This is a genomic window from Synechococcus sp. UW140, assembly GCF_900474295.1.
Taxonomy (GTDB): domain Bacteria; phylum Cyanobacteriota; class Cyanobacteriia; order PCC-6307; family Cyanobiaceae; genus Synechococcus_C.
In genome coordinates, this window is the sequence record NZ_UCOB01000019.1 from 15185 (window position 1) to 32867 (window position 17683).

Sequence of the window (17683 nt, forward strand, 5' to 3'; positions counted from 1 at the left end):
GCGAGCCATGCCTTGCGTTCATTGGCGATAAAAAAACACCGCCTCCTGGCGGGACTTTTCGCATGAATCCAATGGTGTTGGAGGAAGTGGGTCACTGCCAGTGCCACTGCCACTGCCGATGAAAGATTCGCCGTTGATGTGTTTGTTCACGTCTATCTGCACAAAACCAGAACCACACCGCGCCCGCCGATCCGTCGTTGCCATCGCTGGAGACGTACCACTCACCTGCAAGGTTGATGGAAGGTTGGCTCAGGCACCCACAGTTGAAAGACAATGCGCTTCGCTTCCATCGAGATCAGAAGAGCTGGAACGAAGACGCGATGGTTCTCGTCGATCACGGTAGGCAGATGCCTCATGGTGATCCGGCTGTGCTGAAGACACGCCAAAGTTTGAGACCTTCTGATGCGTTGATTCTCTACAAGCACCTGATGACGATGGGTTGGTCTGAGTCGGAGCCTGTCTGGTAGTGCGATTGACCTGCCTGACTTTGGCGCCATCAGAGAACCCTTGATGTGGCCTTGGACTCCATGGCTTGGGCGATCTCAACGCTGCTGGATGGAGGGATCACCGATTGGAAGGAGACGACGACTGGTCAAAATCGCTTGGATGCAGGCGGCGTTGAACGCCATGCCGGTGCAGTCAGACCCAACGTTCAAACGACGTCAGGTGTCTTGCTGAGGGCGTTGGTTCCGTCGTTCTCCTTCTGCGTCCGTCGGTACAGGGCATCACCGCGGAGTCGCAGACTGGGGTGATGGATGGTCAGTTCCGGCAACGCCTGCAACCCAGCCGAAAGGGCTCGCATGTGATTACTGCTGGCTCGAATGGTTTGCCGCCACTGCACTTCAGGCGTTCCCTACCTGAGGCCTTTGGCATTGCTCCGGTCTCAGTTCAGGCGGCATGACCACTTCAGACCCCCAAGCCAACAGCAGTTTCCAAGGTCGTCGTGACTCAGGCATCTCAGGAGAGCTTCTCGTCGCCGCCTTCTATGCCTTCACCCCTCTCACGGAAGCAACGCGATCGCAGCTGCTTGCTGGTCTTCCCCACCTTGCGTCCAGCGGCGGAGTTCGAGGGTCTGTCCTGGTGGCGCTGGAAGGTGTGAATGGAACCATCAGTGGCCCTGAACAGGGTGTCGAGGCCGTGTTGGAGCATCTGCACCAGCAGCTTTGCCTGGGTGACGATCATTACGCCCGTCTTGAGGTCAAGCGCAGTTGGTGTTCTCAGCAAGCATTCCGTCGCTTCAAGGCGCGAGGCAAGCGTGAGATCGTCACGATGGGTCGCCCGGACGTCAGTCCGGCTACCAGCGTGGGGACCTACGTGGAGCCCGAGCAGTGGAATGCCCTGATTGATGATCCCGAAACGTTGGTGATCGACACGCGCAATCGCTACGAAGTGTCGATCGGTACGTTCACCGGTGCAGTCGATCCAGGTACCGACACGTTCCGGGAGTTCCCGGACTGGGCGGAGCGTGAGTTACGCCCCTTGATCGAGCACCAGGGGCCGAAGCGCATCGCCATGTTCTGCACCGGAGGCATCCGCTGTGAGAAGGCAAGCAGCTATCTGCAACAGCAGGGCTTTGGCGAAATACACCATCTGCGCGGTGGCATCTTGAAGTACCTCGAAGAGATTCCTGAAGGGAGTAGTCGTTGGCAAGGCGAGTGCTTTGTCTTTGACCAGCGGGTTGCCCTCAACCATCGCCTCCAGCCAGGGGTGCATCGCCTCTGTTATGCCTGCGGACTTCCGCTCACGCCGGAGGAAAGGAGCCTGAAGAGTTACATCCCAGGGGTGCAGTGCCTCCATTGCATTGACCGCTTCACGGATGCGGATCGTCAGCGCTTTTCTGAACGGCAACGTCAGCTTGATCAGGCCAATGCCAACACCAACGCCAATGCCATCAGCAACGCAGACCAGCAGCGCCTCGCGCAATGAATTGGCCCGTTCTCTACAGCTTTAGGCGCTGCCCCTATGCGATGCGTGCCCGCTGGGCACTGCTCCATGCCGGGTTGCTGGTTGCGTGGCGTGAAGTCTCCCTGCAAAGCAAACCGGCGTGTCTGCTTGATGCATCGCCTAAAGGCACCGTGCCGGTGCTGATCACGCCGCAGGGTGGGGTGATTGATGAAAGCTTGGCGGTGATGCGCTGGGCGTTGCAGCAGGCCGATCCCTTCGATTGGCTTGGCGCTGGTCTTTCGGCTCCGGAACGGGAGGCGATCGATGGGTTGATCGCGACGAACGACGGGCCGTTCAAACACCATCTCGATCGCTTCAAATACACCGATCGCTATCTCGGTGCCAGCCGCGAGCAGCACCAGCACCAAGGCCTTGCGATTCTTTTGGATTGGTCCGAGCGCATCGCTGAGGCCGGTTGGCTGGTGGGTGATCGCTGCAGCCTGGCCGATGCGGCTCTGTGGCCCTTTGTGCGCCAGTGGCGAATCGCCGATCCGAAGGGCTTTGATCAACACCCTCAGCTTGATTCTTTGCGCTGCTGGCTTCAGGCATTTTTGGATTCCCCCGCGTTCCCTCGACTGATGGAACGGAGCGATCCATGGCAGTCGAGTGATCGCCTCACCCTGTTCCCTGCAGATGCCGCGGCGGTGCCAGTCGATCAGCCTCTGTTTCATCTTGCCCTTGCCCCCGATTGGCGGCAGGCCGAGAGGCTTGGCGTCTATCGCGTGTCGACGCGAGGACTGATGCTTGAGCAGGTGGGCTTTGTTCATGCTTCCACGGCTGATCAACTCGCCGCTACCTATCGGCGCTTTTATGCCGATGCTGGGGACGTGCTGCAGCTCACGATTGATCCGACCCGCATCCCCTATCCCCTGCGGGCCGACCCAGTCCCCAGTGGTGAGCAGTTTCCCCATCTCTACGGACCTCTACCGGTGGCGGCGGTGACGGCGGTTGCTCCCTATCCATCCTGCTGAGTGATGGCTTTCCCCTCCCTGGAGCAACTTGAACAGCAGGCCCAGGCGCGGGCGTTGCTGCTGCGCCTCCAGGTGGGTCGGCCGGTAGGGCTTTGGTCGTTACGACTGGTTGTCGCCCAGTCCAGCGGCAATGGTCGTGCTCAGCTGCTGGGAGAGATGAAGGCCTGGGCCCACGGCGGTGCCAGGGGGCTCCAACTCGACACCATGCGGGTGCAGCCACAGGCTCCAGCTGGAGTGGGGGCCTTGGTTTGGGCTGCAACCTTCGCGTGGGCGTTGGAGTGCACACCCTGCCGAAAAGCTCGCTTGCTGGCGATTGAAGACGATGCCCGCCAGCACCGCCGTTTGGTCCGCTATTTCCAGGCTCTGGGTTTCACACCAACCCGCAGGTTGGCAGGCTCTCCGTCAGATCTCCCCTTGCGGTTGATCTGGGGAGGGGCTGGCCAAATGATGGTCGGAGACTGTGACGAGGTCCTGACCAGGGCACTGAGGCGCTGGGCTGCCTCCGCGTGCGGTTGAAAACCTCAGGTCTGATCAACTCTCTTCTTGGGGCAGGCGGCTTGTGGAGTGGTTCAGACAGGTGTTGCTGGTCGGTTGGAGGGTTCAGCGGCGTGGTAGCTGCTGCGTACCAGCGGTCCGCTACGCACATGACTGAAGCCGAGGGCTTGTGCCGTTTCTCCCAGGGCGGTGAATTCATCGGGGTGCCAATAGCGCTGCACCGGTAGATGGGCCAGGGATGGTCTTAGATACTGGCCAATGGTGATCCGCTCGCAGCCGGCATCCCGCAGAGCTTTCATCGCCTCTACCACTTCCGCTTCGGTTTCACCAAGGCCAAGCATGAGCCCGCTTTTGGTGGGAATGGTCGGTGCCAGTTCCCGAGCGGTGGCAAGGAGGCCGAGGGAGCGGCTGTAGGTGGCGCCGCGCCGCACTTCCCCCTGCAACCGTTCAACCGTTTCCAAGTTGTGGTTGAAGCACACCGGTGCGGCTTCCAGCACGGTGCTCAGCCGTTTGCGTTGAGCTTGCAATCCGGTAGTTAGATCGGAATGGCCACCCCAGAAATCGGGGGTGAGCACTTCGATTTGCACGAGCGGGTTGCGCTGGCGGATTGCTGCCATGGTGGTCGTGAATAACGTCGCCCCGTGGTCGGTGAGGTCGTCGCGGGCAACAGCGGTGAGCACGACGTAGCGAAGGCCCATGTCTTGCACCGCATCGGCGATCCTCTCCGCTTCGAGGGGGTCGAGGGGCATTGGGGCGCGACCCTTCTCCACTTGGCAGAAGGCACAGCTGCGGGTGCAGATGGAGCCGCCTAGCAGGAACGTGGCGGTGCCGGCTGCATAGCACTCAGCCCGATTCGGGCATCGTCCTTCTTCGCAGATCGTGTGCAATCCGCCTGCTTTCACTAGACCCTGCACGGTCTCCAATTGGGAGACCGTGCCGATGGGTCGCCTGAGCCATTCAGGCAGACGTTCCTGAGGACGGATCTGGCTATAGCGGCTGGGCTTGTTCATCGGTGAACTCATCCTCGACTCATTCAACGGCGCGTCGCCCTTCCAAGGCTCGAGACAGGGTGACATCGTCGGCATATTCCAGTTCGCTACCCACCGGTAAGCCGTAGGCGATCCGGCTCACCTCGGTGAAGGGTTTGAGCAACCTTGCCAAATAAAGGCTAGTGGTATCTCCCTCCACGCTTGGAGTAAGCGCCAGGATCACTTCTTTGATGCTGTCTTGCCCGACCCTTTGCACCAGGCTGGTGATCTGGAGCATCTCTGGACCGATTCCGTCCATCGGCGAGATCAGACCTCCGAGTACGTGGTATCTGCCGCTGTATTCACGGGTGCGTTCCAGAGCGAGAAGATCGCGGGAATCCGCGACCACGCAGATCATTCCGTTGTTGCGTTCTGGGTTGCGGCAGATTTCACAGGTCGGTTCGGCGCTGAGGTGGAAGCAGGTCTGACACTGGCCCACCTGGCTGCGCGCGGCTAGCAGCGCCTCGGCAAAGCTCTGGATCTGTTCCTCGGGTTGGCGGAGCAGATGCAGGGCCAGCCGCTGCGCGGTTCGGGGGCCGATCCCCGGCAGCCGTTCAAATTGATCGATCAACCGGGCCAGCGGTCGGGTGAAGCCGCTCAGAGGTTTGCTGCAATTGCCGGAAATCTAGGCAGGCCATCCAAGGCAGAATGTCTTCAGGTCCTGATTCTGTAGATGCCTTCGTTGCTGCACTCTTCGCTGCGTCTGCTGATGTCGCTGCTCTGCGTTGTGATGCTCACAGCCTGCAGCGGTACTGCAGCCGGGCTCAATTCCTTCCAAAGTCCAGATGGCCGCTACGCCTTTCTTTATCCAAGCGGCTGGACCCGGGTGGCAGTCAGTGGCGGGCCCCAGGTGGTATTCCATGACCTGATCAACAGTGATGAAACCGTGAGCCTTGTGGTCTCAGAGGTGGATGCCGATGATGAGCTCGAACAATTGGGCAGTGTCGTGGCTGTTGGTGAGCGGCTTCGCCGGGATGTGATCGCTCCGGCTGGCAGCGGCCGCGATGCAGAACTGGTCGAGGCTCGAGAGCGTGAAGCGTCGGGCCACACGTTCTACGACCTTGAATACGCCGTCCATCTCCAGGACCGTGACCGCCATGAATTGGCCACGGTGGTGGTTGATCGTGGTCGCCTCTACACCTTGGCGGCAAGTACGAATGAGCTTCGTTGGCCCAAGGTGAAGGGTCTGTTTGAACGGGTGGTCAATTCCTTCACCCTTTTGATCTGATCCTCCGCACAAGACAGGTCGATGGGAACACGTCAAGCTTGCGGCTATGAGGTCTCTCCCATCCATCCGTAGCCTGAGGCAGCGCTGGCATGATCTGAGTGATCACCAGCAGGTCGGTGTTTCGTTGGTGGGGGTCGCCGGCCTGTTCTGCGGCTGGTTGCTGTTTTGGCCTGTGCCGACCCAGGTGCAGGGCAAGGGGGTACTGATTTATCCAGACAACGCCGGCATCCTCAACGCCCGTGCCGGTGGTCAGGTGTTAAACGTGGCCGTGAAGATTGGCGATCGGGTTCGCAAGGGTGAGGAGCTGATGCGCCTTTACCTGCCGGTACTGGAACGAGAGCTCGAACAGCAGAAGGGCAATCTTGCCCAGCTCCGTCGACAAAACAATGACCTGAATCAGCGTGATGCACTGCGTCTGTCGACGGCTCGTGCAGCTCTAGAGACCACCCTTGCCAAGCTCATCGATGATGAGAAGCGGTTGAGCCAGCTGCTGTCCACCTACAACGCCAAGGTCACCAATCTCAACTGGCTGGCTCGACGTTCTGTGGTGGCACCACTCTCGGAAGCCGTGGTTTCTGCCGAGCAGGGGCTGACTGGCACAAGCGTTCAGCTGGATGACGTCAAGATTCAGCGCAAGCAGGCGATGACAGCCTTTCAGCAGATTGAGCTCGGAATTGAAACCGAGCAGTTGAACCGCAACTTCGCTATCGCGGATCTGGAGCGGCAGATTGCGGTCACCGAAGCCAAGATCGCTTACGACGGCACAGTCAGTGCTGGGCGTGACGGTGACGTTCTTGACCTCCAGGTGATTGCCGGCCAGACGATCAAGATTGGTGATCGCCTCGGCACCATTGGCCGTGGTGCGAACTCGGAACAACGGGAACCCAGTGACCTGATGGCCGTGGCCTACTTTGCACCTGCTGATGCACGACGTCTGCCGAGGGGCCTGCCTGTGGAGGTCGTACCGCTCTGGAATCAGCGAGGTCGTTTTGGTGGCATCGAAGGATCGGTCCGCTCTGTGCTCAGTCTGCCGGCAACGGCAGACGATATCTCCACGACGATCGGCAATCCGCAGTTGGCTGAGGAGCTCGTCAAGGATGGTCCCGTGATGCGGGCAGAGATCGACCTAGCCCGCGACCCTCGCTCCGATGATGGCTACCGCTGGACCCTGTCCCAGGGGAGTGGGGTCTTCCCCATTCGAGATGGTCTCACCATCGATACCTTCGCCTACGTCGAATGGCGATCGGCAATTACCTATATCTTGCCCGGAATGCGATCGCTCACGGGTGGCTATCGCACCCTACGCATTGACCGACTCTGGGATCTTCCCTTCCTACGTCAGCCCGGTACCTCTCCCTGATGACTCTGAGACCACTGTTGCGCCAGGAGCTCCCTTGGCTGATCTCCGAAGCTGTTTTGCTGGTGGTACTGATGAATGCCAACCCTCCGGAGCTGTGGTTCTGGCTTGTGGTGTTTCTGGTGATCTTCGCCTATCGGATCGAACGCTGGTGGTCCTCGCGGCAGCGCTGATCACAGAGCTCAGTCGTCTTTCTGCCCATCCATGTTTTGTGTAGGCGTTATCGGCTGAGGCTTTCTCCCTCGCTCACTCGATGATGCATTGCTCATCGTTGCGATCCCATCGCTGATGACGACCAGTTGTTCGATCAAGGTGGTGCGAACGATCAGCTGGCGCAGTCTGGGGCGGGGCAGGTCTCCTTCCACTGCCTTGCAGGTGCTGGTGAGTTGCTGGTTCAGTCGCTCCCCTTCTTGGTGCAGTGCCGTCACCGTCTTGTGTAGACAAGCGGCCGTGAATGCGCTGTTGCCGGTTTGCGTCAAGGTGCTGAGATCACGAACCAGCATCGTGAGTAGGTGTTCCATCAACTGCAGGACCTCAGCTTCTTGGTGATGGAGTTGTGTTAGAGGCCCAGGACCGTGGATTGGTGGAGGCAGGCACGCCATCCCGGAAACCACGCTCACGGTTTGGGAGCACATCCAGTCGATCTGGCTCCAGAGCAGATAGAGAGGTTGCTGTTCTGGGTTGAGCCCTAGCTCCAGCTGGGCGTCTTGCCTCTTCAGACGGATGGCGGCCAGCTGATGCAAGAGGTGATTGCGTTCTGTCTCGCGGCGTTGTGAGCGGTTGCTGCCTGTTCCCTCCTGCTTCAGACGTGAGGCTTCCCAGCTCAATTCCTCTGCGATCACCTGCATCAGTCGCCCCTGCTGGCGGTGTAGATCGGGAATCGCTTGGCTTGGCCAGATCCAGCGGCTGGCCCAGAGAGAGAGCGCGATGCCGAGGGCTGTCCACACCAGTCGCAACGGGCCCCAGGTTGTTTCCGTGGCGTTATGGACCAGCCAACCCATCACGATGATGTTGCCGGCCACTTTGTAGCCAACCTCGAGGCCGAGCATCCCCCCCAGCAGCCGTGTGCTGGCAAGGGCCATGCCGATCGCCAGGGCTAGGGGAAGGGCCAGGCTCTTGGAAAAGATGATCAGAAGTAGGACGCCCATGAGCGATCCAAGCAGGCGTTGCACTCCCAGCTTCAGGGCGTTGCCGTAGCTGCTTGATAACACCGTCGCCGTGGTCATCGGTAGGTAGTAGCCGTAAGGAATCGGACTGAGTAGACCGAAGCCCGCTGCTAGGCCCGTCACGATGGCCAGCCGCAGGTCACTGCGTAGTAACCAAGGGTTCTGATTGAGGCGACGCTTGGTTTGCGTTGTTGCGTTCCTCACGTCACCGCAGCCTCAATGCGTTCCTGGCTGCGCAGCAGCCAGCGCAGCCGTGTGACTTCCTCCTCTAATGCGATTCGCAGCGGTGTCTGAGGATGGTCTGTCTCTCGAAGGTTTAGTCGGCTCCAGCCTTGGGCGTGGTGGTGATCAAGTTGTTGACTCAGTTCAGGAATGGCATGGTCAGGGTGGCGGTAGAGACGTTCCAGTAGACGCTCCACAAGCAACCAGCGCGGCTGAAGTGTGTTCCAGAGCAACACGCGTTGCCGCCAGCGTTGACGTTCAAGTTTGGAATGGCGATAGGGGTCGAGGCTTGTCTCTACAGCGACGAGGCGCTCCATCTCCAACAGGTTGCGCGTCACGGGTTCGGCATTCACCGCTGGTACTGATCCGCCGTTCGCGAGGGCTTGTTGGTGGAGCGCAAGGCGCTGGTGCAGCATCTGCTTCTGCAGTGCATTTAGTTCTTCCAGGCGCGCCAGTCTGTTTTTCGGCCAGAGCATGCGTCCCATGACCAGCGCAACCACGATTCCGATCAGGGTGTCGACGCTGCGGTTGAACACATACCCCCAATTGAGCAGCGAATATCCCGGAATTCCAAGGAACATGATTGTGATAATGGCTGCGGTCGAAAGACCGCTGCTCCAGCCAAGGCGCCGCAGCAGAGGGATGCTGATCAGCAGACTGACGAGGATGCCGATCCAGCCAGACAGGATTGTGTGCACGATGAAGGTGACCAATCCACCTGTGATCGTGCCGAGTATGCGCCCGCGGGCAGCGCGGAACGTGTTCTCATCCTGGTCGTCGACCACAAAGATCACCGCCATCAGGGGATACCACAGGTAGGTGATGCGCTGGAAGTGCTGGGCGATCGCACAGGTGATCAGAACGCTCAGCCCAAGGCGCAGGCTTTGTCGCACCAGGTTGCTCTTCACCGATGCCATTGCAGCCGTAGTCATTGTGCTTCCAATGACTCACTTCAGCTTGGCCTCTGTTGCGCAGCTCCCCTCCCCTTAAAACTGTGGTCGGTAACGCCAGTTGCTGTTGTTGCCTGAGTGCTCCTCCTCTGCATTGAATCGTCTCGGGGAATGGCTGGGCCATTGTGTATCGAGGTAGCTGATCCCATCACGCTCGAAGGGGGTCGCGTCCAACCGCTCAGCCTTCAGTTCAGTGGTGCCCATCGCGGTGATCAGGCCACCAAGCTCCATGGGGCCGAGATCGGTCTTGAGGTTGCGACCGGCGGCGGAGATTAAGGCCGGCAGACGCATGATGTTGTCTGGTTTGGTCAGTGATCCAAACAGGCTTTTGATCACGAGTTGCTGACGTTTCAGCCTGCCGAAATCTCCTTCTCCATCATTACGCCAGCGGAGAAATCCCTCCAGATCCCGACCTTTTAAAACTTGGCGTCCGGGCTGCAGGTCGATGTAGAGCCCCTGTGAATTGTCAACGTAGTAGAGCCGTTTGGGTACATCGATCGTGACGCCACCCATCAGATCGCTAATACTGCGGATCCCTTCCAGATTGACCAGGATGTAATGCTGAATCGGTCGACCCATCAGGCGGCTGAGTTCTTGCTGAACGGCATCGGTGCCGCCGTAGGCGTACAACGCATTCGCCTTCATCGGTCCGAACCGGGCCGAATTGACGTAGCTGTCTCTTGGGATCTGTGTGATTTTTGTCTGACTGTTCTCCACCCGGATCGTGAACATCGTGTCGGTGTTTCCCCCACCGGCATCCATGCCGAGTATCACCACTTCACGATCGCCAATTCCGCTCCAGGCGGTGAAGGGATTGGTGAGGGGAAGTCCCAGCAGCGCTGACTGCCGATTGCTCTCCGGCATCAGCATTGTGGTCAGTGGTAGAGCCAGCAGCAGCCCTGATCCCAACCCGAGCGCGATGGCGATCCCCAGGGATCGAGCACGCGGTCCAACCCGCTCGGGCTCAGGTGTTGTCATGAAGCAAGCTTAGGTCGGCCTTAGTCTCTTCTTTATTCAATCTTTGGTTTTTGCAGAGGCGCATCGCGCCTAGAGCAGCGGTTCGCTGATCACCATGGATGGACATGGCAACTGGTTGATCAGGCTGCTGGTGCGATCGCTAGCTGGGATCCGCAGGCCTGCGACACGGCGTCGCTGCGAGCGCAGGATCACGAGATCGTGTTCCCAGCTCAGTCGCTGGATCGTCTGGTCAATACCGGGCCCACGCACCAGTTCGATCCGGATGCTCTGCCCCATCGTGCTTTGTGGAATCCAGCGATTCAGTTCTTGCTCCATCCAGGCGCGATCTTGGCGGCCGAAGCGAGGGTCGTGAATGTGCAGCAGGGTGATGTGAGCGGTTTGCCGTTCTGGGCAGGACGCCATGAGCCGCAGTGCCAGCTCAAACTGTTCTCGGGCACTGGCCGATAGATCTTTGATCGGCACAAGGACTCTGCCGAGCTGTTCCGGTGCCTGGTCCCCCAGGTTCACAACAACCACGGGGCAATGGGCGGTGCGGCAGACGCCGTCGACGAGATCGCCGAACAGCCAGTTGCGCAGTTTGTCGGGGCGACCGGTGCCGATCACGAGCAGGTCAGCACCTTGCTCAAGGGCGCTGCGGCTCATGCCACCGGCGATGTCTTCATCAAGACGGAGCACCCCGTGGGTGGTGACCTCGAGATCCTGACCGATCTGGGCTGCTTGACTGAGGCGGGCACGGGCTGCGGCGATGGCCCGGTTTAGCCCACCCCTGGCTTCTTCCACGCTTGGGCACACCAGTGCCAGGGGAATCAAGGTGCCGGAGGATCCCGTGGCATTGCTGCCGGTGAGCAGCTTCGAGGCGATACTGAGCAGCCCTTGTTCGGTGGCGGGGTTCGCCACGGGCACCACAATGCTCAGCGGGCGCTGAACCACATCCGAGGACCCGCCAGCGTCTGCGTTGGTTGGGAGCGGCGCTGTTGGGTTGCGATTCGGATCGCTGGGGGACACCAAGCGGGTGACTGAACGTGTGGTCAGCACAGGGCCCAGCGTGGCGGTGACCACCATGACTGCCAGCACGCTGTTCAGCACCACCGCATCGAGCAGACCGGCCTGGTATCCCACGAATGCGGTGGCCAGGGTCGCTGCCACTTTGGGCATGGCCAGTGACCACATCATCAGAATCTGGTTGCCGTTGTATCCGAACAGCCGACCGGCGATCAGGGATGCCGCACCTTTGCAGCCAAGCGCTCCCACCAGCATCAGTGCGGTGAATTCAAAGTTGCTGATGCTGGCCCCCAGGCTGTTCACATCGAGCAGCAGCCCGAGATGGATAAAGAAGATCGGGATAAAGAGGGCGCCACCCACGAAGATCACCAGTTCCTTGGCCTTGCCCTCCGGCAGCACAGAGTTCACGGCAAGGCCGGCGAGGAAAGCACCAACGATCTTCTCGACCCCCGCCAGCTCAGCGCCGAGTGAGGCGACGAACAGCACCAAAAGCACCGCCAAGAACACCCTGTTCTCATCAGTGATTGTTCGGATCCACAGTCGCTTGCCCACCGCTCTGATCCCAAAAATCACCACGGCAGCAAACGCAAGAATGCTGGTCAGCAAGCTGACCAATCCCATGGGGGTGAGGCTGCCCTTGCCAAGGCCGAGGGCAACGGCCAGTAGGACTAAGGCGGAAATGTCGGTGAGGATCGTGCTGCCAACGCTGACGATCACTGATTCGTCACGCTGGGCGCCATAGCTGCGAACAATCGGATACCCCAAAGGCGTATGAGTTGCCATCAGAGCCCCGAGCAAGAGACTTGGCACTAAGCCGAAGCCGAACAGCTGGCCGATGCCAACGCCGGTGCCGACGCCGAGCAGAAACACCAGGATGCCGAAGCTGGCGGACCGGCGCTTGACCCTGTTGAACTCTTCAAGGTCGATTTCCAATCCGACGATGAACAGCAGATAGATGGCACCGATATCGGAGAGCAGCCGAATCGTTTCGCCGTCGGCTTCTAGCCAGTGAAGACCGTGGGGGCCTGCGGCTAGGCCGGCAATCAGCAGGCCCACAAGATCAGGCAGGCCGAGACGCCGTATCAAGGGCGGCACCACGACGATGATGGCGACCAGCAGGGCGAAGATGCCGAGCGGGTGGTGCATCAGATGGGAGAGCGTGGCACCCATGGGGAGAAAAGTTTGGGGAGGACGAGGGCGCTCTAGAGCGCCAGTGTTTCACCAGGCAGAAGGCCCGCTTGCACACGCCAGAGGTCCGCATAGGCACCGCCCTGCATGAGCAGGGTGTGGTGCTGACCTTGTTGCACGATGCGACCTTGATCCATCACCACAATCTGATCAGCGTGGCGCACGGTGCTGAGACGGTGTGCAATCACCAGTGTGGTGCGGTTGGCCGTGATCTGCATCAAGGAACGTTGGATCGCTGCTTCGGTTTCGTTGTCCACTGCAGCCGTGGCCTCATCCAGAACCAGGATGGGAGCATCCTTGAGAATCGCCCGTGCCAACGCGATTCTTTGCCTCTGGCCTCCGGATAGCCGTTGCCCCCGTTCCCCCACCACCGTGTCGTAACCCTCGGGTAGGGCTGAGATGAAACCGTCGGCTTCCGCTAGCTCAGCTGCCTGGATGACGGCAGTTCTGGAGGCTTCGGGGTCGGCGTAGGAGATGTTCTCTGCCACCGTTCCATGGAAGAGGTAAACGTCCTGACTGACCAGAGCGATGCAGCGGCGAAGGTCTGCCAAATCGATCGCTTCGATCGATTCGCCATCGAGAGAGATACTGCCGTTGCTCAAGGGGTAGAGACGCAGAAGCAGCTTCACAAGCGTGCTTTTGCCCGACCCTGTTGCGCCGACGATCCCGATCGTCGCCCCGGCCTCCACATGCAGGCAAAAGTCCTGCAGCAGTAAGGGGCGATCGCGGTAGTGAAAGCTGACGTTCTGGTAGTCGATCACTCCGCCTACGGTGTTTGGGCTGAGACGTTTGCACCCGCCCTTGATCAAGATCGGTGTGTCGATCAGGTCAAGCACCCTTCGGGTGGAGGCCATCGAGCGTTGATAGTCATCCAGGGTGCGACCCAAGGTGGTGAGGGGCCAGAGCAGTCGCTGGGTAATGAACACCAGAAAGCTGTAGGTGCCGATCGAAAGCTCGCCTTGCCAGGTCTGCAGACCGCCGATGATCAGAATGGCAATGAAGGCGAACAGAATTGCGAAGCGGATCAGAGGGATGAACGCGGCAGAGAGTCGGATCGCCCGTCGGTTGCTCTGTCGGTAGGCGTCACTGTCTTGACGCAGTTGCTCCAGCTCCCAGGTTTCGGCCGTGAAGCTCTTAATCGTGAGCATGCCGCTGATGTTGTTGGCCAGGCGTGAGCCCAGATTTCCGGCTCGCTCACGCACCTCGCGATAGCGCGGCGCCAGGCGCCGCTGAAAGAGCAGTGAACCCCAGAGAATCACAGGGATGGGCAAATAGGCGAAAAGGGCGACACCGGGAGCCATCACCGCCATCGCTCCTCCCACCAGAACCACCGTGGTGATCAGTTGCAGAATCTCATTGGCGCCTCGATCGAGGAAGCGTTCCAGTTGATTGATGTCTTCGTTCAGTACGGTCAACAGCCGACCGCTGCTGTCGTGTTCGAAGAAGTCCATCTCCAGGTTCTGAAGATGGCTGTAGGCCTCTAGACGCACGCTGTGCTGAGTGGTCTGGGCCAGGTTTCGCCAGAGCACTCCATAGAGGTACTCAAACAAGGATTCGGCGCTCCAGACGATGAATGAGGCCACCGCAAGGACCAGGAGCTGGCTCGGCACATCATGTGCTCCGAGCTGTGATAACCAGTCCATCTGTTGCTGATCGATGCGGCTGGAGGCCAGCACCTCGACAGCCAGGGCGATCAAGACTGGCGGAGCAAGATCGAAGAATTTATTGATCACTGAGCACAATGCTGCCCACGTCACCAGCCGCCTGTGGGGGCGGAGATGGAGTAGCAGCCGCTGCAGAGTTGAGCCCTTGGCAATCAAGCGTTCTGTTGCGGAGGAACGGTTTTTTCTTGCCATCAGTTCTAGACCTCTCTTAGAGCGATGAGGTGTTCATGACCCGTTCCCGTTCGATTAATCGATTTCACCGCTTTGTGGCACGCAAGCGTCGTCGCGGCCTGCGCTCAGTCCTCCCCCATCTGCGCCGGGATGGAAGCGAAGCTGTGGATCAGCGCGATCTCTCCAACCGGTTGATCGCTCGATCCGAGCAAATGGATCTACGCCAGGAGCTGGACGAGCTCGGCACGAACTGAGCTCTTGCTCCTCGTTGCTAACAGCAAAAAGGCCACCGCTTGCGCAGGTGGCCTGAATCAACAATGAGTCGGGGCTGGTCAGTTCACCAACGGTTTCCGCCGCCACCGCCACCGCCGTAGCCGCCGCCACCGCCGCCGCCGCCGCCGCCGCCGTAGCCGCCGCGGCCACCGCCACCGCCACCGGTACGCTCGCGGGGGGTTGCTTTATTGACGCGGATCATCCGACCCATCCATTCAACGTTCTGGAGGTCATCGATGGCCTTCTGCTCGTCGGCATCGGTATTCATCTCAACGAAGCCGAAGCCGCGTTTGCGACCGGTTTCACGGTCGAGGGGGAGGCTGGCGCTCTTGACTTCGCCGTACTGGCTGAACAGGTCAAGCAGGTCTTCCTGCTCAGCCTGGAAGGAGAGGTTGCCGATGTAAATGGTCATTCCTGTGGGGACCGTTGGACGTGTGTGATCAGTGAAGTCGTGGTCCGAAAAGGATGTCCTTGATGCTGGAGCTGTTGAGCTGAAGCTGGGGGAGCGAGCCGATCAGAGCCGAACGCTGAAGCTGATGCCGCTCCACGCTACAGGGCCAGGTGGGTCGATCTCGGCCCAACGGCCTGTCACAAGAGCCTTCAAGGGGGTTCTTTTGAATCGCTTGAAGGCGGCAAGGGTGTGGATCGCAGTACTCCTCCTTCTTGCTCCTGAAAGGATCTCCGATGGAGTGTTCTGTTGCTCGGAGTTCGCCACCGCGTGGTTCATTCTGATCAGAACAGGTGGAAGCCCCTCACCCTCAATGCTGAAAGCTTGTTCTTACTGGCTTCAGGGGGGCCCAGTGTGCAGATCAAGGAGTTTTGCGATGTTTCAGAGCTTGTAAATCGAGGCTGCTTTGGACTTGCAGGTGGTTTGGGCCGCTTCGATCGAGGCCCCAGATTTCACTTCATCGAGGAAGCAATGACAGGTGTAGCTCCCCATCCCTTCAGGTGGGGATTCACCGGCGTGGGCCATGGCTGCATTGAAGCTGGCCAGACAAAATTGTGTGATCAGTCCGTCATCTCCATCTGCCCAGGCGCTACCTGGCAGTGCTGCCAGCGTTGCTGACAGGCCGATTGGCACCAGGGTTGCCTTAAGAAGAGCAGGCATGCGAAATGACATGGAGTTAAGACGCGGGCTGGATCTGTAGTTCTTTGTTCATTACCTTGAGCCGCTTCAAAGATGCAAAAACATCTTGTGGCATGCCTTTGGGAAGATCCACAAAACTGTGGGATTCAAAAATCTGAATGCGACCAATCATGCGACCTTGCAGACCGGATTCATTTGCGATCGCACCGACGAGGTTGCCGGGTTTGACGCGATCACGATGCCCCACCTCGACGCGAAATCGTTCCATATTGTCCTCGGGGGGACGCGACGCGCGCTCGGGTCTGCGGCGATCACCTCTCTCCCTGAAACGGTCGTCGCGACGTTCGAACCGCTGGCGGCCGGTGTTTTGCAGCCAACTCTCATCACCCTGTACCAACAGAGGACCCGTGCCGACGGCAAGGGTCAGGGCGGCGAGCGCAAGACGTGAAGGCTCGATGTCGTGCTCTTTGCTGACGCGCTGGAGCAATTCCTGCAATAGGGCGGATTCATCGGGCTGATGGGGTTCGCCGGTGGCCGCATCGGTGAGCCGTTGCCGAAGCTTGTCGAGACGCGCTTGGTTGATCTCAGCATTGCTGGGGATCGCCATGGGTTCAATCGCCTGGTTGACGGCACGCTCCAGGTTGTTGACGAAGCGTCGTTCGCGAGGCGTTACGAACAAAATGGCTTCGCCTGTGCGGCCTGCGCGACCGGTCCGACCGATGCGATGCACGTAGGCCTCGCTGTCGAAGGGCATGTCGTAATTGATCACAAGACCAATGCGCTCTACATCCAGGCCCCTTGCAGCCACATCTGTAGCGACAAGGATGTTGACCGTTCCCTTGCGCAGCCGTTCCACAGTGCGCTCTCGCTGGTTCTGGGGAACATCCCCATTGAGCACAGCCACATCATGGCCAGCAGCCTCAAGGGATTCAGACACATTCAGGGTGATCGCCTTTGTGCGGGCGAAGATGATCACCCCTTCGCCGGTGACCGCCTCCAGCACCCGGTTGAGGGCTTCAAGTTTGTGGCTGTTCTGGAGGGTGATGCAGCGATGGCGGATGCGACGAGCTTCCTTCTCCTTCGTTTTAATCGTGATCTCAGCCGGTTCGCTGAGGTAGCGCTTGGACAGCCTGCGGATCTCGGAGGGCATCGTGGCTGAGAACAGCACGACCTGCCGCTGTTTAGGCAGCTGATCGAGAATCCATTCGACGTCGTCGATGAAGCCCATGCGCAGCATTTCATCGGCTTCATCGAGAACCAGGCTGCGCAGACCGCTGGTGTCGAGCGTGCCCTGACGCATGTGGTCCATCACACGCCCTGGGGTGCCCACCACCACATCAACGCCGCGTTTAAGAGCGTGGATCTGGGACCGGAAATCAGAGCCTCCGTAGATGGCCAAGACATTGAGATGGGGATGGCCGGCTGAGTAGGCACGGAAGGAGTCGGCCACCTGCATCGCCAGTTCCCTTGTGGGGGCAAGCACCAGGGCCTGGGGGCGTGGGCCATCCGCCTGCAAGCGTTCCAGGATGGGCAGGGCGAAGGCCGCGGTTTTGCCAGTGCCGGTTTGGGCCTGGCCAACGAGATCACGGCCGAGCATGAGCTCGGGGAATGCGGCCGCCTGAATCGGGGAGGGCTCTTTATACCCCTTCTCGTTGAGGGTGTTCAACAGCGCATCGCTGAAGCCGAACTGGGCAAATCCAGACGCCTCCTCTGGGGTGTCTTCGGTTGTTTCAATCACCGTGGTGAACACCGCGTTGGCATCGCTGCTTTCCTCAGTCGCAGGAGTCGTTTCGCTGTCTGCTGCCAGCTCAGTGGCACTGAGATCCACTGAGCACGCGAAATCTCCGTGCGCTGCACTTTGAGTCATTTTGAAAAGGCAGTGGCCTGATTGATCCCTTCAAGTCAGGCCGGCAAAGTCCAACACGGCCGAGGCCGTTCTGATTGCTTGCCCTTTCTTTC

Annotated in this window: 20 protein-coding genes; 8 read left to right on the forward strand and 12 right to left on the reverse strand. The window is 59.6% G+C overall.

From position 1 onward, the window contains the following. Nucleotides 1–18: 18 nt before the first annotated feature. A complete protein-coding gene (locus DXY10_RS14265; RefSeq protein ID WP_136989108.1) occupies nucleotides 19–204 on the reverse strand; it encodes a hypothetical protein in 186 nt (61 codons plus the stop codon). Between the two features lie 32 nt (nucleotides 205–236). Between DXY10_RS14265 and DXY10_RS07165 the strand changes: the two genes are divergently transcribed. After that, on the forward strand, nucleotides 237–467 hold the full coding sequence (locus DXY10_RS07165; protein WP_115017839.1) for a DUF1651 domain-containing protein: 231 nt from the start codon (nucleotides 237–239) through the stop codon (nucleotides 465–467). 185 nt (nucleotides 468–652) lie between these two features. On the opposite strand, the gene DXY10_RS14560 is transcribed toward DXY10_RS07165, so the two are convergent. Further along, entirely contained in the window at nucleotides 653–802 is a 150-nt protein-coding gene (locus tag DXY10_RS14560) for a hypothetical protein (RefSeq protein ID WP_170955735.1), read from the reverse strand. 95 nt (nucleotides 803–897) lie between these two features. On the opposite strand from DXY10_RS14560, the gene DXY10_RS07170 reads away from it, so the two are divergent. From DXY10_RS07170 to DXY10_RS07180, 3 genes are read left to right on the forward strand one after another with little or no spacing between them, the layout of a single operon-like run. Further along, entirely contained in the window at nucleotides 898–1926 is a 1029-nt protein-coding gene (locus DXY10_RS07170; protein WP_115017842.1) for a rhodanese-related sulfurtransferase, read from the forward strand. Then, nucleotides 1923–2915: a DUF952 domain-containing protein gene (locus DXY10_RS07175; protein ID WP_115017845.1), complete on the forward strand. Its 993-nt coding sequence runs from the start codon at nucleotides 1923–1925 to the stop codon at nucleotides 2913–2915. Before DXY10_RS07170 ends, DXY10_RS07175 begins: the two co-directional genes overlap by 4 nt. Before the next feature lie 3 nt (nucleotides 2916–2918). Next, on the forward strand, nucleotides 2919–3431 hold the full coding sequence (locus DXY10_RS07180; RefSeq protein ID WP_115017948.1) for a hypothetical protein: 513 nt from the start codon (nucleotides 2919–2921) through the stop codon (nucleotides 3429–3431). Between the two features lie 53 nt (nucleotides 3432–3484). Here DXY10_RS07180 and lipA read toward each other — a convergent pair whose 3' ends face one another. Both lipA and recR read right to left on the reverse strand, forming a co-directional pair. Then, complete coding sequence (lipA, locus tag DXY10_RS07185) at nucleotides 3485–4420, reverse strand: lipoyl synthase (protein WP_115017847.1); 936 nt, start codon at nucleotides 4418–4420, stop codon at nucleotides 3485–3487. Between the two features lie 19 nt (nucleotides 4421–4439). Then, complete coding sequence (gene recR / locus DXY10_RS07190; protein WP_244282013.1) at nucleotides 4440–5009, reverse strand: recombination mediator RecR; 570 nt, start codon at nucleotides 5007–5009, stop codon at nucleotides 4440–4442. Nucleotides 5010–5111: 102 nt separating this feature from the next. On the opposite strand from recR, the gene psbP reads away from it, so the two are divergent. From psbP to DXY10_RS14565, 3 genes are read left to right on the forward strand one after another with little or no spacing between them, the layout of a single operon-like run. After that, nucleotides 5112–5666: a photosystem II reaction center PsbP gene (gene psbP / locus DXY10_RS07195; RefSeq protein WP_115017853.1), complete on the forward strand. Its 555-nt coding sequence runs from the start codon at nucleotides 5112–5114 to the stop codon at nucleotides 5664–5666. Between the two features lie 46 nt (nucleotides 5667–5712). Further along, a complete protein-coding gene (locus DXY10_RS07200; protein ID WP_115017855.1) occupies nucleotides 5713–7026 on the forward strand; it encodes an NHLP bacteriocin system secretion protein in 1314 nt (437 codons plus the stop codon). Then, nucleotides 7026–7196, forward strand: a complete 171-nt coding sequence (locus tag DXY10_RS14565) for a hypothetical protein (RefSeq protein WP_170955736.1) — start codon at nucleotides 7026–7028, stop codon at nucleotides 7194–7196. The genes DXY10_RS07200 and DXY10_RS14565 overlap by 1 nt, the downstream gene beginning before the upstream one ends. A 9-nt stretch (nucleotides 7197–7205) precedes the next feature. Here DXY10_RS14565 and DXY10_RS07205 read toward each other — a convergent pair whose 3' ends face one another. From DXY10_RS07205 to DXY10_RS07225, 5 genes are all read right to left on the reverse strand, one after another. Beyond that, nucleotides 7206–8393 (reverse strand): FUSC family protein, encoded by a 1188-nt coding sequence (locus tag DXY10_RS07205; protein WP_115017857.1) that lies wholly within the window; start codon nucleotides 8391–8393, stop codon nucleotides 7206–7208. Next, the gene (locus DXY10_RS07210; RefSeq protein WP_115017861.1) at nucleotides 8390–9343 is read right to left on the reverse strand and encodes an aromatic acid exporter family protein; all 954 of its coding nucleotides are present in this window, start codon (nucleotides 9341–9343) and stop codon (nucleotides 8390–8392) included. The genes DXY10_RS07205 and DXY10_RS07210 overlap by 4 nt, the downstream gene beginning before the upstream one ends. 54 nt (nucleotides 9344–9397) lie before the next feature. Next, nucleotides 9398–10339 carry an LCP family protein gene (locus DXY10_RS07215; protein WP_115017863.1) on the reverse strand — a complete coding sequence of 314 codons (942 nt, stop codon included), beginning with the start codon at nucleotides 10337–10339 and terminating at the stop codon, nucleotides 9398–9400. A gap of 69 nt (nucleotides 10340–10408) precedes the next feature. After that, on the reverse strand, nucleotides 10409–12511 hold the full coding sequence (locus DXY10_RS07220; RefSeq protein ID WP_115017866.1) for a cation:proton antiporter: 2103 nt from the start codon (nucleotides 12509–12511) through the stop codon (nucleotides 10409–10411). 32 nt (nucleotides 12512–12543) lie between these two features. Beyond that, a complete protein-coding gene (locus DXY10_RS07225) occupies nucleotides 12544–14385 on the reverse strand; it encodes an ABC transporter ATP-binding protein (protein ID WP_115017869.1) in 1842 nt (613 codons plus the stop codon). A 35-nt stretch (nucleotides 14386–14420) separates the two neighbouring features. On the opposite strand from DXY10_RS07225, the gene DXY10_RS07230 reads away from it, so the two are divergent. Then, entirely contained in the window at nucleotides 14421–14618 is a 198-nt protein-coding gene (locus DXY10_RS07230; RefSeq protein ID WP_115017872.1) for a hypothetical protein, read from the forward strand. Nucleotides 14619–14701: 83 nt separating this feature from the next. On the opposite strand, the gene DXY10_RS07235 is transcribed toward DXY10_RS07230, so the two are convergent. The 3 genes from DXY10_RS07235 to DXY10_RS07245 form a co-directional block, all read right to left on the reverse strand. Further along, nucleotides 14702–15049 (reverse strand): RNA-binding protein, encoded by a 348-nt coding sequence (locus DXY10_RS07235; protein WP_115017875.1) that lies wholly within the window; start codon nucleotides 15047–15049, stop codon nucleotides 14702–14704. 417 nt (nucleotides 15050–15466) lie between these two features. Continuing rightward, on the reverse strand, nucleotides 15467–15745 hold the full coding sequence (locus tag DXY10_RS07240) for a hypothetical protein (protein WP_244282014.1): 279 nt from the start codon (nucleotides 15743–15745) through the stop codon (nucleotides 15467–15469). Between the two features lie 16 nt (nucleotides 15746–15761). Then, nucleotides 15762–17591 (reverse strand): DEAD/DEAH box helicase, encoded by a 1830-nt coding sequence (locus tag DXY10_RS07245; RefSeq protein WP_115017877.1) that lies wholly within the window; start codon nucleotides 17589–17591, stop codon nucleotides 15762–15764. Nucleotides 17592–17683: the final 92 nt, after the last annotated feature.

Bases quoted from the DNA above. Each gene is read 5' to 3' on its own strand.
- DXY10_RS07165 (WP_115017839.1), top strand. From the start codon at position 237: ATGGAAGGTTGGCTCAGGCACCCACAGTTGAAAGACAATGCGCTTCGC.
- DXY10_RS07180 (WP_115017948.1), top strand. From the start codon at position 2,919: ATGGCTTTCCCCTCCCTGGAGCAACTTGAACAGCAGGCCCAGGCGCGG.
- DXY10_RS07235 (WP_115017875.1), bottom strand. From the start codon at position 15,049: ATGACCATTTACATCGGCAACCTCTCCTTCCAGGCTGAGCAGGAAGAC.
- DXY10_RS14265 (WP_136989108.1), bottom strand. From the start codon at position 204: ATGGCAACGACGGATCGGCGGGCGCGGTGTGGTTCTGGTTTTGTGCAG.
- DXY10_RS07220 (WP_115017866.1), bottom strand. From the start codon at position 12,511: ATGGGTGCCACGCTCTCCCATCTGATGCACCACCCGCTCGGCATCTTC.
- DXY10_RS07240 (WP_244282014.1), bottom strand. From the start codon at position 15,745: ATGCCTGCTCTTCTTAAGGCAACCCTGGTGCCAATCGGCCTGTCAGCA.
- DXY10_RS07210 (WP_115017861.1), bottom strand. From the start codon at position 9,343: ATGACTACGGCTGCAATGGCATCGGTGAAGAGCAACCTGGTGCGACAA.
- psbP (WP_115017853.1), top strand. From the start codon at position 5,112: ATGCCTTCGTTGCTGCACTCTTCGCTGCGTCTGCTGATGTCGCTGCTC.
- DXY10_RS07200 (WP_115017855.1), top strand. From the start codon at position 5,713: ATGAGGTCTCTCCCATCCATCCGTAGCCTGAGGCAGCGCTGGCATGAT.
- lipA (WP_115017847.1), bottom strand. From the start codon at position 4,420: ATGAACAAGCCCAGCCGCTATAGCCAGATCCGTCCTCAGGAACGTCTG.
- DXY10_RS07215 (WP_115017863.1), bottom strand. From the start codon at position 10,339: ATGACAACACCTGAGCCCGAGCGGGTTGGACCGCGTGCTCGATCCCTG.
- DXY10_RS07225 (WP_115017869.1), bottom strand. From the start codon at position 14,385: ATGGCAAGAAAAAACCGTTCCTCCGCAACAGAACGCTTGATTGCCAAG.
- DXY10_RS07170 (WP_115017842.1), top strand. From the start codon at position 898: ATGACCACTTCAGACCCCCAAGCCAACAGCAGTTTCCAAGGTCGTCGT.
- DXY10_RS14560 (WP_170955735.1), bottom strand. From the start codon at position 802: ATGCGAGCCCTTTCGGCTGGGTTGCAGGCGTTGCCGGAACTGACCATC.
- DXY10_RS07175 (WP_115017845.1), top strand. From the start codon at position 1,923: ATGAATTGGCCCGTTCTCTACAGCTTTAGGCGCTGCCCCTATGCGATG.
- DXY10_RS07245 (WP_115017877.1), bottom strand. From the start codon at position 17,591: ATGACTCAAAGTGCAGCGCACGGAGATTTCGCGTGCTCAGTGGATCTC.
- DXY10_RS14565 (WP_170955736.1), top strand. From the start codon at position 7,026: ATGACTCTGAGACCACTGTTGCGCCAGGAGCTCCCTTGGCTGATCTCC.
- DXY10_RS07230 (WP_115017872.1), top strand. From the start codon at position 14,421: ATGACCCGTTCCCGTTCGATTAATCGATTTCACCGCTTTGTGGCACGC.